Genomic DNA, 14,762 nt, shown 5'->3' with positions numbered 1-14,762 from the left:
TTGTTTATTTGGCATCAGGCCGTTACTCGGACCAATATTTCGCATCCGGGTTCAGCGCCGCACCAACTTCGCCTTCTAATACTAAATCGCAATCGAGGTAGCCCTCTTCATCCAGGAAATAAACCTCCTGCTTGTAGAACTCGCATAAGGTCTCCAGGAATTTATCAGGCGAATCATACATCACAATTAAATCGCCGAAATCATGGAGCAGGTCACATACCTGTTCCACACCCTCAGCAGACTTATAATAACAAATGAAATCACTGCCATAGTTCGTTAAGATAGGCAAGATAACTCCATCAGGATGTTGACCTTTTTCCTCCAATATCCCAGCTAATACCTTCATCTCCTCTTCATATTCATCCATATGAATCAGGCGGTACCCTGGAATAAATTCGATAAGGCTTGGTTCCTCTTCCTCACTGCTTGTCCCTGAGACAGTGCTATAAATAGCTTTCAGCAGTTCAGGAGTCTCCGGCAAAACAGCCGTAATCTTTGCTTCGTTACCACCCTTGCCCAAGCTGGCAATATAATCAGGGCGTAATTCTGCGGACAGCTTAAGGTATTCTTGAAATTGTTCTGTCAATTTATTGGTGTGCATATTGTCATCCTTTACTTATTTGCGGAAGTCCACATCTTCATCAGCCACGTATCGAAGTCAGCGCCTTTTTCACCTTCATAAGCGTCGTACACGTCAACTCTCATCTTCTTCAGCTTCTCTTTGAAGTCCTCGTAAGAATGATCTCTTGGCAGGCTCTTTTTAATTCTCAGCAGGATCTTGGATACGCCTTTAACTAGTTCAGGCTTGTTCTTCGATGGCACCTTAACGTCTTCACCAAAAGCCTTCAGCTTAAGGTAAGCAGCTTCTTGAACTGTATATACAGGATCGCTCTCCATTAAACGCGTCAGGATATCGATAATTTGTTTGTGGTTGGTCTGTCCCAGCTCTTCAACTGCTTCTAGACGCGCTCTCCAATCCGCAGAGCGGTTGGCAGCTTTCTTTAATTCCTCATAATTCTCCGGTAGTTCATTGTTCAGTTCTTCGATCATTCCGTTCAATCCCCTTCTATTAAAAACTATCTATCTTACAGTAACAGTATAACCAACCATTGCGCAAGCTAAGAGAGGAAGATCTTTGCATGAATTCATGTGAATATCATATTTCCGCAAAAATATGGGTAAAGTATCCGGAGTAAGTACCCAGCGCAACATTCTATCGACTATATACGTTAGTAACTAGAGAAATTCAGACAATACATCAAGGAGAGTGACCTAAGTTGAAAAAGCATACCTTCATGCTAGCGTTAACCATTGTACTAAGTGTGGTGCTTGGCGCCTGTTCCAGCAACAACAGTAACAATGGAGCTGCCATTGAAACGAATCTAACTGCAAAAGAAATGGTCGATCAAATGCTGAGCAAAGTAGAGCAGCCATCATTAATGGAGCTTGATGCGGCTACAGTCGAACAGCTATATCATCTCAACCCAGAATTGCTTGAAGATTATAGCATTAGAATGCCTATGATGAATGTGAAAACTAACGAAATCGCCGTTCTGAAAGTTAAAGATGTAAAAGATATGACTACTGTTGAGGATGCCATCAAAGCGCGTGCAACAGATGTTCAAAAACAATTCGAAACCTATCTGCCTGATCAATACGAAAATGCCAAGAACTATAAACTTATTAAAAAGGGTAACTATTTCCTGTTCGTTATTGCTGATCCTGCGGATCAAGATAAACTCGTAGCAGACTTCGATACTTACTTCACAGAAAAATAAATAACCATGGTATTCAGCAGCCTACTTTTCCTATTCCTATTCCTGCCGGCTGTCCTAGCGCTCTATTATGTTTCGCCCTGGCGAATCAAAAACCTCATATTGTTTTTAAGCAGCCTGGTTTTTTATGCTTGGGGCGAACCTGTCTACATTGTAATCATGTTGCTGTCCACCATTACAGATTACAGCTTTGGTCTACTGCTCAGCAGACCAAAGCTGACTGCGGTGCAGCGCAAGTGGATTGTGGTTAGTTCCGTCATTATTAATCTAGGCTTATTGTCGTATTTTAAATACGCAGATTTTCTCATCCAAAATATAAATGGACTCCTCGGTACACATATTCCTTTAACGGATTTACCTTTACCTATTGGGATTTCATTTTATACTTTTCAATCCATGTCCTACATTATTGACGTCTATAGAGGAACTACGAAAGCACAACGCAATTGGATTGATTTCGGTACATTTGTAGCCCTGTTTCCACAGTTAGTAGCAGGTCCGATTGTTCAATATAACACCATTGCCGGGCAACTACGTGAACGTTCGGTCGATATCCCCATGTTCGCAGAAGGTGTACGGAGATTCATAATCGGATTAGCCAAAAAAGTACTGCTCGCCAACAACATCGGTCTGCTCTGGCACACCATATCCAGCTCCAATCTAGATTCCCTGCCTGCTTTTACCGCTTGGCTTGGGATTATTGCGTTTGCTTTTCAGATCTATTTTGACTTCAGCGGGTATTCGGATATGGCTATTGGTCTCGGTCTCATGTTCGGCTTCCGCTTTAACGAGAACTTCAACAAACCTTATATCTCTCAGAGTATTACTGACTTTTGGCGGAGATGGCATATTTCCCTTAGCAGTTGGTTTCGTGACTATGTCTACATCCCGCTTGGAGGCAACCGCCGGGGGTTAAGCGTTCAAGTGCGCAACATTCTCATCGTGTGGCTGCTCACGGGAATCTGGCACGGGGCAAGCTGGAATTTTCTGCTCTGGGGATTATACTTCGGGGTCATTCTTATCTTTGAAAAATGGTGGGGATTAAAGCTATTAAGCCGCCTCCCCCGTTGGACAAGACATTTATATGCTGTAGTACTTATACTCATCGGATGGGTCTTATTCGCTTTTGAAGAACTTCCTCTGGTCATTGGCTACTTACAAGCGATGCTTGGCTTTAATGGACAGCCGTTATGGAATAACACCACTTTATACTTCACTTACACGAACGCGATTCTACTCGTGGTGTTAACCTTTGCCTCTACACCTGTGAAGCTCTCCAAGCGGATAGATTCTAGATCGGTTCCTGCTCTTGTTTGGTATGGTGTGTTATTTTTCCTATCTGTTGCCTACTTAGTAGATGCAACCTTTAATCCATTTTTATATTTCCGGTTCTAACCATTAGGGGGTGATTGTTTATGAAGCAGAAGACGGATCGAATCCTGGCTGGGGGATTTGTTGCAACGTTATTTCTGGTCGCTATCCTCTTTTTCTTACTGCCTGTTCAGCGTTTCTCTGAGCTTGAGAACCGGTATTTGCAAAAGGCCCCACATCTGACATGGGACAATTTATTATCCCACACCTATGCGGAAGAGGCCGAAAGCTTTGTAACTGATCATTTTCCATTTCGGGCCAAATGGGTATGGGTGAAATCGGCGGTGGAACAGATGAGGCTGCAGCAAGAGAATAACGGAATCTATAAAGGAAAAGACGGCTATCTTTTCGAAAAATTCGCAGCACCTGATTACACTAAAGTTCAGCAATATGCAGCAGCTGTGAAACGCTTTGCCGATAACAATCCCGATGCAAACACCACTTTCTTATTGGCACCTACATCGGTTGGCTTGTACAAGGAACGTCTACCCTGGTTAGCTCCTGTCTACTCGCAAGCTGAGGTGAATCAAACAATAGCTAAGGATGTAGGAGATAGCCTTACTTTTATAAATGGATTTGATGTTCTTAGCCCACATGCCGCAGAGCCCATTTACTATCGGACCGACCATCACTGGACAACCTACGGTGCCTACTTAGCTTATGTAGCCTATGCTCAAAGCATGGGCTGGCAGCCTCTGTCCCAGAGCGAATACCAGATTCAGACTGTGAGTAATTCATTTCTCGGAAGCTATCATACCCGGGGGCAATTTATCGGGGTCACACCTGATTCCATTCAAATGTACAAACCTAATCATGAGGTATCCACCCAAATGTACATTCAAGATACCGGTGAGACTTTAAAAAGTATGTATGACCTAAGTTATCTGGTGAAAAAGGATAAGTACTCTTATTTCCTAGGGGGCGTACATGCGCTCATGAAAATCACCAGTCAGCTTGATCCAACAACGGTCAAACAGAAAAAGCTGCTCGTCATCAAGGACTCTTATGCACATAGCGTTATTCCTTTCCTGACTCAGCATGTGCCTGAAATCCATGTGATCGATATCCGTTATTATAATGGAAACATCAGTGATTATATGGCTCAAAATGATATCAAGGATGTCTTGCTGCTTTTTAATACGGCTACTTTTATTGATAATGCGGCGCTATTGAAGTTAAATTAATGATATTGCGATGGATGCGGTGAAAAGATCTTTAATAGGTGTTGTGCGTAACTGCGGGAATGTTGGACTTTCGGTCGCTGTTGTCTCCAGATGTTTTTGATTTTACCGCTATCAGCGGATAACCTCCGGAGACAGCTTATGCTTCCGATGCGAGCTTTCCTTCGGAAAGCTTTCAGGCGAACGCTAACGCTCCTACAGTTCCAAAATTCCCTCCGTTACTTCAAACCAAATACTAAAACTAATATATGAGTCCTCTAATTTGGACTCGTATTTCAGATCATTTTTGCCAAGAATCTCCGCGACGATGGACAGACCAAGTCCAGTACCGGAGATTTCTTTATTTCGAGACTCTTCAATTACATAGAATGGGTCCCAGATATACGCTAAATGCTCCGTTTTCAGGCGAGTGGTTTTATTGGAGATCGTAAATTTTAATGTACGAGTAGTGTCACTCCCTAGTTTTATTTCAAAAAAATCCTCTTCACCATATTTAATGGCATTACTAATTAAGTTGTTGAATACTATCTCGATTTGGCTGATATCTTCTTCAACGATTGAGGATTCAAGCGAATGAAAGTCGCTCATTAAGGTTATGTTTTTATTTTTTAACGTAATATTATATTGTGAGATCACTTTTAGCAGAAGCTCTTTAAGATCAAAAGGCTCTTTATGCACTTCTGACTTCTGGATCTTGGACAATTTAATTAAATAATCCACCATATCCGACGTATACTTCACTTGCTCCAAAATGATATCCGTATACGTGCCATCATCCAGACCGTCCTGAATGCCAATCGTATAGGCTTGGATTAAGGATAATGGTGTTTTCACTTCATGCGAAATGCTTGAGATAAGGGTATTTAAACTTTGATTTTTCTCCTCTAATTTGGCATGGGTGCTCTTTAGACGCTGACTCATCTGATTGATGCTTTTCGAGAGCTCTTCGATTTCATCCCCCGTTTGAATCGTCACTTGTTTAAAATCGAGATTGGATATATCCTTCGCGACATCCTGTAATTGTTCTAACGGTGTAATGATCTTTTTTGAAAAATAAGCCACTAACAGCAAACTGATAATAATCCCCAGTAGAATGGAGTAAAAGCTGAATTGATTTACGAGGGTCAAGGCATCTGTATTGTGCACAACCACAGTTCCTATGAGGATTAGACTGCTATCCTGCTCGTATATTTTCGTTAACAGACTCGATTTCAATTTGCCCTGATTAAATAAAAGATTAACCGTGTTGCCTTGTTTTACTTTTTGTAATACCTCATCTGTGATCCAAAATTTATTAAGTGCCACCTTATCTTTAAACAACGCAAATTGAATATTTTCGTTAATTTCTGCTGTACTTCCACTGTTTTCAACCCTAACAATGGTTACGTTATTATTGTTCTCGATCCTGCTTTCATTTTCCATGAGTTGATCCAAACGGAGATCCTTTACTTCGTCATAAATGGTGTTGATCTTGGTTTTCATTTTGTATAGGTAATAATCTGCTGAGAAATAGTTGTGCAGGAAATAAGACGTACCAAAAACAATCAGCAAAATAATGCTCACCATGATCAATAACTTCGTACTTATTTTATGAATTTTTATCATGGAAGCTGTACCCCATTCCCCTATGCGTGATCACGTGGTCAGCCCCAATTTTATCGCGCAGCCTCTTAATATGCGTATCTACCGTTCTTTCTTCGCCCAGATAATCCATTCCCCAAACCGCAGACAATAAGGCATCTCTGGATAAAATACGTCCTTTATGCTCATACAGGAAGGTTAGCAATTCAAATTCTTTTTTATATAACGCCAGTTCGGCCCCATTCTTGTAAACTTTCTTCCGCTCAAAATCGATTTCTAAATCCCTAATCGCAGCCACTTTTTCAGTGCCTAGCATTTTTTTAATTCTAAGCATCAAAATCCTTGGGTCGAATGGTTTTCTTATATATTCATCTGCTCCTATATCCAAGGCACTGAATTCATCATCATGGGAAGACCTTGCGGTCAGCATTACAACTTTAGCCAAACTAACCTTCTTGATTTCATTACAAACCTCAAGCCCGTTTCGCTTAGGCATCATCCAATCCAGCACCACCAGATCGATCCTATTCGAAAAAAAGAGCTCAAGCGCCTCTTCACCATCCGCTGCTGTCCAAACGTTATAGCCTTCTTTTTCAAAATAAGTCTTCAATATAGTGGTCATATGTTTCTCATCATCCGCAATTAAAATATTCAAAGCAGATTCTCCTTCCTATAATTATCAGAAGAAAAAGGCGAAATCCTTTACAGGTTTCACCTTTTCATATATTTTCATGCTACGTTATTGCAACTTCTCTACACCTAATCCCTTCGTCAGTACGTTCCATATCGGGTTATCGACCGTCTTTCGATCAGGCTGTTCACCCTTCTCTATCGCTTCCCAATACTCCCAGGTTGGTGGCTCAGTGCCAAGTTCATAATCCATGCCATCCCAAGTATCCTCCCGGAACGCATAAAACGCCCAGTGCCAGCCGTAATCATCAAAAATCGAGATTAAATCAGCCAAGTATTGATCTGCACCTTTTACAAGCCGGTTCGTGCCAAATTCTTCAGCGACAATACGATTAGCAGGGATGTTATTTTTTTCTGCCCACTGTGCGATAGGTTCTAGAAAATCCTTTAAGGCTTTCTTATTGAATGCTTTTTCCGTCTTCTCCTCACCTACTTTAACTGTTCCAGGATATTCATAGGTTAAGCCTTTTTTCTTATTTTGGCTGGTGAGTTCGTAGGGTTCGTACATATGAAAAGCATATAATACATTCGCATCATCGATGGGTTTCAAATATTTAAAGGCCCATGGTGTAGCATACAGACCAGAATTGACGATAATAGGGGTTTCCGTATCTACGGTTCGAATCGCTGTCACAATAGTCTCATATAAAAGATTCAAATCCGCCTGAGTATTCTCCACTGAGCTATACCATTCGTTGTAATCCTCTGTCCAGAAATCATTAAATCCAGTAGCTTGTTCAGGATGTGGCTCATTAATCAGATTATAGCCGACCACCGCAGGATGATCCTTTAATCTTTCCGCAAGATCCTTCCAAAACGTTGCCGCTTGTTCATGATAACTGAAATCCTTCCAGATTCGATCATCATTTGTATAATCATTAAACTGCCGCCACCGATCTCCGGGCAGACTAAGGACTGTCAGCACTACTTTTGAACCCCGCGCCTCGGCTGCATCCAAGTCTGCTTTTAACGCTGTAAAATCATCCTCAACAAGCCCCTCGTATTTATCTGCATTCCCTATTAAAAAGTCTTTATCTGGATTAGCATCCGGTTGATCGTTAAACAGGAAATCACTATCTTTTGCCCATTTATCTGGCGCAAGTCGAATGAACTCTATATTATTTTCTTTCGCTGCATCATAATTTTCGGGTATAGATTTGGAATTCATGAAATTTGTTCCTTTACGCTGTTGATCCCAGAAAGCGATCTTCTCATTGACCTCTTTCTTTACCTCCTTCTCCGGTTCAAGATTTGCTTGTGGTGTTGCTGCACTGCATCCTACGACTGCCAACAAAATCAATACGATAAATCCTTTAAACTTCTTCATTCTCTCACCTCGTAACCTATCGTAGCCAATCTCTGTTACAAGAGTGTCACAAGAGATACCTAAAAAGACTGCCCTAAGGATGTCGGCAGACATTCTAGGACAGCCCGATCATATTCATAGAATATAAAATAAATGCTTACTGATTAGTACTTCGACGGGAATGTGACTCCGCATAGGCATCATGACGAAAGTTCAGAATAGGATCTTCAGAGCATTCAATGCCGGCAGGTACAACTGTCGGATCAAAGACGTACTCTTGAGCCTTCTCGTCTGCCACGCCGGTGATCGACAAATGGCCGACAACAATCCGTTCCCGGTCTTCAGGCCAAGCAGACGCCGGGTCATCCGTAGGATCTCCCTCCTGTCCGAGGATTACTGTCAATTGAAACGCCACAGGACCTTTGGACAGTCTCTCGATTAGTTCATCCTCCAAATAATCGGGAGATCGATTCTCCACCTCTTCCTGGGCCAGAAAGTGCAGACCCGCTTCCGGTTCCCACTCATATTTAATAGCCCGCCGCTCGCCAGCAGCATTGGTGAAGTAATAGGCATGAATGGAATGATAAAGGTTGGTTGCAAAACTGAGTGGCGGTTGCAGCATTTTCACGGCTTGAAGCCCAGCCCGGCTTTCCGAATACTTCTCCATGACGGCTTTGAATTTGTCTGCAATGGTCGCTCCCTCAAACGAATTTTCTTTAATTGTACGTAAGATATTAATAAAGGATTGCGGTGTTTTGGCAAAAAAGATCGGCAATGTAATTGTCACCAAACTTGTCACGCCCCCATCAGGCAATACAAACTGAACCGCCATTCCTTTTGCAGGCGAAAAAACATCAGGGATGGACGGATTAGTCGAGCTATTGGAGAAGCGTACGAGAGCTTGCACCTCTTGATTTTGCAAATGTGCAGCTGTTGTTAAAGGACCCGCTTGGCCGTTAGGGGTGAACACCGCCTGGTAGACAACACCTTTGGCGTGCGCGCGTCGATAACCCGGATATTTGCCTGCTACCTCCTCAATGGAGTTTACCGCTTCTTCTGCGAGTTCAGACGACACTGATTTATTATTGTTCATTTTCGTTCACCTCTTTGTAATTTATCAGGAAGGAAAAGGGGACAAGGCCCCCTTTTCTAGTTATTTAGCTTTGTGATGCGTCAAGCAAGTCGTTCCAGGCCTTCGTAATTCGCTGTCCGCGCCAAATATCTCTGACCGTGGCATCGGGATAAGCACTGTACCAGCCGGATGCAGTGATCTGATGGTTAGCGATGAAATCTTTCGCTTCCGAAGATTCAATTCCCGGAAAATCCTTCACTTCATTAAACATGTTATTCAACAACTCTGGAATTTCAGTTCCAAAATCATCGATATAGCTATCCCAGTCGCCATCATAAGCCGTCGCGAACAACAGCCGGGTGTCGTTATCAAAGATTACGAAGCGCATGTCGTGAACGGTCGCGATCTTCGCCATCGTTTCGGCTTGTCTTGATGCGCTTTTTTTCAGCTTCTCACGGAGACGATCCGCCCCACCTTCTTTAAGCGGCGCAATGATGGTAAGCTCAGATATTTCACCTTCCCGCAGGCCGGCACGTCCAGCGCTTGTAATTGGATTAGTCTGATCTTGTGCTTCTAACATGTTTATTCCTCCTTAGATGTATGTTGATCCAACTCTGCCATCCACCGCAATGCAGTCATGCTGGGAACAAAGAAATACTCCCCGCCTTTGGTGATTGAAAAACTTGGAATTTCTTTCATCCGGTGGCGAATAGGTTTGTCCGGAATGGTAAACATCCCTTCCCCCTCATTCTTACCGGTAATAGGGTCTTTCTCGGTTGACATGCCCGCGAAATTGCCTCCATTTAACCAATCGCTCTTGATAAACTCGAATTGGCGGGACAATGAGCTGCATATACCTGCAAAAATAAGGCCTCTATCCTGACCATCATCCTCCATTACACCTTTTGGCAGTATAGGGCCATACATCGTTGACCGCCGGAGCAACCGGTGAATGTTCACATTAACAACCGAATCCTGCAAGCTGTCTCGGGGAAATGCACGACGGATATGCGAGCTTACCGGACATTTCAACCCTTTATGATCATCCCCATACGTAAATGCGTTCCGTCGGCTGACATCTTCGCCCAGTGCCGGATCATCTGCTTCAGGAGCCAGACTTAAAGGGGCTCCGCTCGGCCATCTTCCTACCATTTTAGCGGCCAAAAGTTCTTCCTCTTCCCGGTTATCCGCATGCTCCCGCAAATAACGACGGAAAGTCGCGACCCTCATATGCAATTTACGGAAACTGAGGTAACTTCCATTGTGGCCAAGTTCTGCCGGCTGTGGTCCCTGTGTTATAGTGCCGGATTCATTTAAATGCCCGAACAGGAATTCACCGGCTTTAATCTCCGCTTCCTGCCCCACCGCATTGGGTATATGGTTTCCTTCGATTCTCGGATTGCTGATTCCATCCATGAAGCCCAGATGAGTACGTCCGTCAGGATTCATTCCGACATCCAGCTGGTAAACGACGGATACACCATTCAGTTCGCAGTGGATTCGACGGGCTGCTTCTTCTGCTTGAAGCAGCGCTTCTTTGGTGGGCGCGAACAGAGCAAGCGCCACATCGACTTTGTCAGTACCCAGCGGGTCTTCCCAGTGCTCCGGGCTGCTTTCGTTTACATCCCCTAGCTTAGCTGCCCGGACAGCCATGCCCTCCCGGAACTCCAGGTCGAAGCTGTTGAGTGACTCCTTGGGAATCCCCAGCTTCTGGAGTCCTTGATAGGTAAAACCAACGTTGACCCAAGCACCTTCGTGAGGATTATTCCACTGTCCGGCCGACGTCACTTCGTCGAGAAGCCGCTTCAGCATCACTTTCCCGTCCTGTTGATGATCGATAGACAGCAATACATAGGTTCCTACGTAGGGGGTAGGCCGTTCTTGTAAGACGATTCCTTGAATGTCATCATAATTCAGTTCTTCCGTTTCTGTACCTATGACGCTCACTCCTCCCTCGTCTTAAAGTTGTTTTCATAATATTAAAAACGGGTATTCTCTCATCCGTCTCTCGATCTAATTAAACTTAGCCCTAAATGGTTAATCAGGTTAACAGTCCTCCCCAACTAGACAATAACGGTACATTGTCTAAAAAATAGACACATCGTTAGATTTGTCTAAAATCGAGACAAAAAAGAGATATTCTAAAACCGGACCGGCTTTAGAACATCTCTTATCTTCGACTAACCTCACAAATCATATTCATAGTTATCAAACTTGCCATCTGATGCGAAGACATATTCGCAGATGTTCTCACCCCATCTAGCTATAACACTAAAGACGCGACCCGAAGTGGGAATATCACTGGTGGATGCTGGAGGGTTCACAAATTCATATTTCCCTTCGACGAGTGTTACAGGAACTTCTACAATTGGAAGCTGCGATTCATCAAAGCTCTCAGTTAGATAGGCCATCTTTACTGTGACTTCACTCGGTGCGTAATCTCCAAAGTCGACCTGCAGTTTCTCCCCTGGTTTCAAACGATGCAGCCCCGTTAGAAGCGCAGGTTCACTATGCCAAGCCGTATAGTAAAAGGAAGCCCGATCATAGTCCGCTCCATTCCAGCTCGTCTTTAGAATGACATAATTCTCTATAGCATCTGTACTATTCTCATGTGTAATGATAAGGGGCGACGGTTCAGCAGGACTTTTGAAAGAGCTCTCGGATTTACTCATTATTCCTCCGCGTTCCCCAAGCACCACCGCACCAATGATAACTACTGCCAACAGCATCAATGAAATCAATAATATCCTTTTAGACTTATTCCTATATTTGATAATAGCTCCCGCCTTTCCTTAAACTTCTAACCCTTCTTTCATTTAACACTTGATCATCAAGCCATGCAAGTAGGTAGCTGATGAATTATATAGAAAATCCAAGAGTTAACTCTCCTTCTATCATATTCTATTTCTAGGAGGTGAATATAAGATGACCATTCAGTTTGTAGATTTAAGACTATCCAACCAAGCTGCTTCTGATGCTACACCAGCAGTTATTCCACTAGCAGCGACTCCCCTTGTTTTTGGAGATATTGGTATTCAGACCGCAGGCGTGTCGGCTGAGAATCAAGGCAATGTCCGCGTACTTTTGACCGGATTTCTAAAAGTAGAAAACAATCCTCTTTTCAATACCAATACCGTTAATGTTCGCAGAAACGGAACGATCATTTTCACCACGACATTTGGGGTTGCGATCAGCAGAGAAAATGAAGCTTTCGGTTTTACAGCAGTAGATATTCCACCACCAGCGGCTGTCGCAACAGGGCAAATTCAGTACACAGCAGAGATCTTCACAAATGCAGCTGCAACAGATCCCTTTAATAATGTCCAAGCCAGAAACTTTAGTGGCGTTGCAGCTGCGGGTAACTCCTAACATGAACATGTAGTGGGTGAGGGAGCGAATTGCCCCTTTAAAAACAGAAGCTCAACCAAAGGTACTGGTTGAGCTTCTGTTTATTCCCCAAATAATAGATTCAGAATCCGTTCATCCGCCTTTCGGTTCTTCCCTTTATAAGGATAACAATGAATATGAATCGCTGGATTAAAGTTAATCTCAATAACGCTATAGTTCGTATCATTGGCTTCTTCCTTGATGTCATCAATCATCATATCCACTCCACAAAAAGTGGCGCCCGCAGCTTTAGCCGCTTGAATCGCCCGAGCCTTATAACTATCTGGGATCTCATCCGTAAAATCCAGGCTGTCACCACCCGTGCTAATATTAGAGTTCTCCCGAAGATAGATGACTTCGTTTAATGGAGGAATATCACTCCAAGCCTGAGCGTGGTTGTTCAAGAACATCGCTTCTGCTTCACCGATCTGAATTTTCTCAAGTGGTGTCTTATACCCACGGCCTCTTAACGGATCCTTATTTTTCTCGTGCACTAGTTGTTCAATCGTATGTACACCATCTCCAATCACATTTGCAGGAACCCGGTGCAATACTCCGACTACTTCATCACCCATGACAAGAAAACGATATTCTTTACCCGTCATGAATTCCTCTAGTAGCACTGTTCGATCAAACTCGAAGGCGATTTCGAAGGCTTTTTGATAATCTTCTTTAGAGAAGTCGTCTGTAAAAATAGTAATGCCGAGTCCAAAATTGGTTGATTTGGGCTTAATCACAATAGCCTTGTTACGGTAAGTGCCATGCGCATTCATTGCCTCTTCCAGATTTCGAAAAGCTTCTCCTGCGGGAACACGAATGCCTTGCTGTTTAAGAACTTCTTTCGTAACGATCTTATTCTCCATGATTAATACCGTACTATAAGAATCAAGGGAGGTCTTCGTAGCTTGCTTAATATATTCTTTATGATCACCTTGCGTAAGAACTACAAAGTTCTCTTCCCGATCGATCAATTGAAACTTAATGCCACGTTTAACCGCTGCCTTCAAAAGAAGCTGTGTAGATAGCTCCAGATCCTCATATCCCACAAAACGGTATCCATTCGCAAGACTTTCCTTAGCATATTGTTTAGCTTTATTCAGATGGTATTGTACAAAAGAGGATTGTTGAACTTCCGACTTCACAATAGCTGCAAAACTCCGGTCTGGCTCTACAATTTTATTCTTAGCTCCATGCAATACGTTCAAAAACACTTCATTCTCCGGGTTCAACAGTTGGATCATATTCTGCATCTCATGAATACAAGTTAATGCCTGCTGCTCCATCGTTGTACATGAATCCCCGTAATCATGCAAACATCCCTTTATTCCTTCCATGATTAGTTGATCATGATTAAGATTCGCCATCTTCTGATCCTCTACTCCGAACGGTTCGTCCTCCTTCAGCAGCATATACAGGATAAAAAGATGAATGAAAATCATCGTTTCTTTGCCGATTCCTATTTTGTAGAGTGGATTCAGATCAATAAACCGAAGCTCCAAATAAGCTATCCCATCTTGCATCAGTTCCTCTAAAGGGTGTTTGCCTCTTGCTGTCTTCACTCTAACCGGACTATAAAACTCTTTTACACTTAATAATTCTTCCGATTCGATCAAAGCTTGTAAATCATGAACATAATCCCTTAACGAAGCAAAAGATACATAAAGAGGTTTTTCATTTCGATACCCACATTCGCTATTCCGCAGTGAATTCATATTCTGATAATAAAAGCTTTTGTCGTCATCTGTTTCCCCGCGAGCTACACATTGTTCCATATAAGTCTTATCAAAAACAGGGCTGGCGCCTGTTAAATAGATAAGAAGCCAACGGTACCGCAATAGGTTACGGGCTATTTTTAAGTAGGTAGCGTCTTTGAATTCTTTAAAGCTCACCTGTGGATCTGTTATGTCATGAAGCTGTCTCAGAAATTGTTCATCAAAAGAGAAATTGTAATGGATTCCGCTCAGCAATTGTCTTTTGCGACCGTATTTGTCTGCTAGCTGATGTCTGTATTCATCCTCAATCGGATTACCCATCTTGGCAATGGGGATGTCCTGATCATTCGGTAGCCTTGGAGGATTACTACTCGGCCACAGATATTCTTCCTTGAGCTCAAGCGACACAATATCCTGCAGCGCCTCCAGAAAGTTATAAGTCTCATCAATAGAATCAAAAGAAGGGGTGACCATTTCAATTTGACTCTCTGAGAAATCGGTTTGAATATACGGGTTCTCCATTTTGTTGCCAAAAGCCTTAGGATGTGGTGTCAGCGCAAGCCTTCCCTCTGGATCCACTCTGACATTTTCTTTTTCCAGTCCAAATTCGCCGTGAAAAAGCTCCTTATTCAAATGGTTATCCCTCAGAAGCTGTATGAGTTTACGATTTAATAAAGCCATTTCAAC

14 protein-coding genes are annotated in these 14,762 nt (G+C 42.9%); 4 read left to right on the top strand and 10 right to left on the bottom strand.

The genetic code is table 11. The features are described 5' to 3' along the window. Positions 1-22: 22 nt before the first annotated feature. Positions 23-601 (bottom strand): SMI1/KNR4 family protein, encoded by a 579-nt coding sequence (locus MHH46_RS04175; protein ID WP_076190140.1) that lies wholly within the window; start codon positions 599-601, stop codon positions 23-25. An 11-nt stretch (positions 602-612) separates the two neighbouring features. Next, positions 613-1,050 carry a HEAT repeat domain-containing protein gene (locus tag MHH46_RS04170; RefSeq protein WP_036684913.1) on the bottom strand — a complete coding sequence of 146 codons (438 nt, stop codon included), beginning with the start codon at positions 1,048-1,050 and terminating at the stop codon, positions 613-615. Between the two features lie 227 nt (positions 1,051-1,277). Between MHH46_RS04170 and MHH46_RS04165 the strand changes: the two genes are divergently transcribed. Genes MHH46_RS04165 through MHH46_RS04155 form a run of 3 tightly spaced genes read left to right on the top strand, consistent with a single transcriptional unit; the run spans position 1,278 to position 4,330 of the window. Next, a complete protein-coding gene (locus MHH46_RS04165; protein ID WP_036684911.1) occupies positions 1,278-1,778 on the top strand; it encodes a DUF4358 domain-containing protein in 501 nt (166 codons plus the stop codon). Positions 1,779-1,784: 6 nt separating this feature from the next. After that, entirely contained in the window at positions 1,785-3,170 is a 1,386-nt protein-coding gene (locus MHH46_RS04160; RefSeq protein WP_076190139.1) for an MBOAT family protein, read from the top strand. Positions 3,171-3,190: 20 nt separating this feature from the next. After that, positions 3,191-4,330 carry a DHHW family protein gene (locus tag MHH46_RS04155; RefSeq protein WP_076190138.1) on the top strand — a complete coding sequence of 380 codons (1,140 nt, stop codon included), beginning with the start codon at positions 3,191-3,193 and terminating at the stop codon, positions 4,328-4,330. A 192-nt stretch (positions 4,331-4,522) separates the two neighbouring features. On the opposite strand, the gene MHH46_RS04150 is transcribed toward MHH46_RS04155, so the two are convergent. From MHH46_RS04150 to MHH46_RS04120, 7 genes are all read right to left on the bottom strand, one after another. Continuing rightward, positions 4,523-5,932, bottom strand: a complete 1,410-nt coding sequence (locus MHH46_RS04150; RefSeq protein ID WP_081387735.1) for a HAMP domain-containing sensor histidine kinase — start codon at positions 5,930-5,932, stop codon at positions 4,523-4,525. Next, positions 5,916-6,563 carry a response regulator transcription factor gene (locus tag MHH46_RS04145; protein WP_076130096.1) on the bottom strand — a complete coding sequence of 216 codons (648 nt, stop codon included), beginning with the start codon at positions 6,561-6,563 and terminating at the stop codon, positions 5,916-5,918. Before MHH46_RS04145 ends, MHH46_RS04150 begins: the two co-directional genes overlap by 17 nt. An 84-nt stretch (positions 6,564-6,647) precedes the next feature. After that, positions 6,648-7,925, bottom strand: a complete 1,278-nt coding sequence (locus MHH46_RS04140) for a glycoside hydrolase family 5 protein (protein ID WP_076190137.1) — start codon at positions 7,923-7,925, stop codon at positions 6,648-6,650. Positions 7,926-8,061: 136 nt separating this feature from the next. Beyond that, positions 8,062-8,997 (bottom strand): catalase family peroxidase, encoded by a 936-nt coding sequence (locus MHH46_RS04135; RefSeq protein WP_076190136.1) that lies wholly within the window; start codon positions 8,995-8,997, stop codon positions 8,062-8,064. Positions 8,998-9,061: 64 nt separating this feature from the next. Continuing rightward, positions 9,062-9,556: a hypothetical protein gene (locus MHH46_RS04130; protein WP_143762704.1), complete on the bottom strand. Its 495-nt coding sequence runs from the start codon at positions 9,554-9,556 to the stop codon at positions 9,062-9,064. A 2-nt stretch (positions 9,557-9,558) separates the two neighbouring features. Continuing rightward, on the bottom strand, positions 9,559-10,923 hold the full coding sequence (locus MHH46_RS04125) for a Dyp-type peroxidase (RefSeq protein ID WP_081387734.1): 1,365 nt from the start codon (positions 10,921-10,923) through the stop codon (positions 9,559-9,561). A gap of 239 nt (positions 10,924-11,162) precedes the next feature. Next, positions 11,163-11,705, bottom strand: coding sequence for a hypothetical protein (locus tag MHH46_RS04120; RefSeq protein WP_405132572.1), 543 nt, complete (start codon positions 11,703-11,705; stop codon positions 11,163-11,165). 196 nt (positions 11,706-11,901) lie between these two features. On the opposite strand from MHH46_RS04120, the gene MHH46_RS04115 reads away from it, so the two are divergent. Then, complete coding sequence (locus MHH46_RS04115) at positions 11,902-12,345, top strand: hypothetical protein (RefSeq protein ID WP_036684901.1); 444 nt, start codon at positions 11,902-11,904, stop codon at positions 12,343-12,345. 80 nt (positions 12,346-12,425) lie between these two features. Here MHH46_RS04115 and gshAB read toward each other — a convergent pair whose 3' ends face one another. Then, entirely contained in the window at positions 12,426-14,756 is a 2,331-nt protein-coding gene (gene gshAB / locus MHH46_RS04110; RefSeq protein WP_076190134.1) for a bifunctional glutamate--cysteine ligase GshA/glutathione synthetase GshB, read from the bottom strand. Positions 14,757-14,762: the final 6 nt, after the last annotated feature.

Source organism: Paenibacillus sp. FSL H8-0175 (assembly GCF_045040615.1).
GTDB classification, from domain to species: Bacteria; Bacillota; Bacilli; order Paenibacillales; family Paenibacillaceae; genus Paenibacillus_AQ; species Paenibacillus_AQ odorifer.
The sequence above is the reverse complement of the archived record's forward strand: the minus strand, read 5'-3'. Positions and strand labels throughout refer to the sequence as shown.

What these genes read in the sequence shown, in the direction of transcription:
- MHH46_RS04160 (WP_076190139.1), top strand. Translation starts at nt 1,785, where the DNA reads ATGGTATTCAGCAGCCTACTTTTCCTATTCCTATTCCTGCCGGCTGTC.
- MHH46_RS04175 (WP_076190140.1), bottom strand. Translation starts at nt 601, where the DNA reads ATGCACACCAATAAATTGACAGAACAATTTCAAGAATACCTTAAGCTG.
- MHH46_RS04155 (WP_076190138.1), top strand. Translation starts at nt 3,191, where the DNA reads ATGAAGCAGAAGACGGATCGAATCCTGGCTGGGGGATTTGTTGCAACG.
- MHH46_RS04150 (WP_081387735.1), bottom strand. Translation starts at nt 5,932, where the DNA reads ATGATAAAAATTCATAAAATAAGTACGAAGTTATTGATCATGGTGAGC.
- MHH46_RS04115 (WP_036684901.1), top strand. Translation starts at nt 11,902, where the DNA reads ATGACCATTCAGTTTGTAGATTTAAGACTATCCAACCAAGCTGCTTCT.
- MHH46_RS04135 (WP_076190136.1), bottom strand. Translation starts at nt 8,997, where the DNA reads ATGAACAATAATAAATCAGTGTCGTCTGAACTCGCAGAAGAAGCGGTA.
- gshAB (WP_076190134.1), bottom strand. Translation starts at nt 14,756, where the DNA reads ATGGCTTTATTAAATCGTAAACTCATACAGCTTCTGAGGGATAACCAT.
- MHH46_RS04140 (WP_076190137.1), bottom strand. Translation starts at nt 7,925, where the DNA reads ATGAAGAAGTTTAAAGGATTTATCGTATTGATTTTGTTGGCAGTCGTA.
- MHH46_RS04130 (WP_143762704.1), bottom strand. Translation starts at nt 9,556, where the DNA reads ATGTTAGAAGCACAAGATCAGACTAATCCAATTACAAGCGCTGGACGT.
- MHH46_RS04170 (WP_036684913.1), bottom strand. Translation starts at nt 1,050, where the DNA reads ATGATCGAAGAACTGAACAATGAACTACCGGAGAATTATGAGGAATTA.
- MHH46_RS04120 (WP_405132572.1), bottom strand. Translation starts at nt 11,705, where the DNA reads ATGCTGTTGGCAGTAGTTATCATTGGTGCGGTGGTGCTTGGGGAACGC.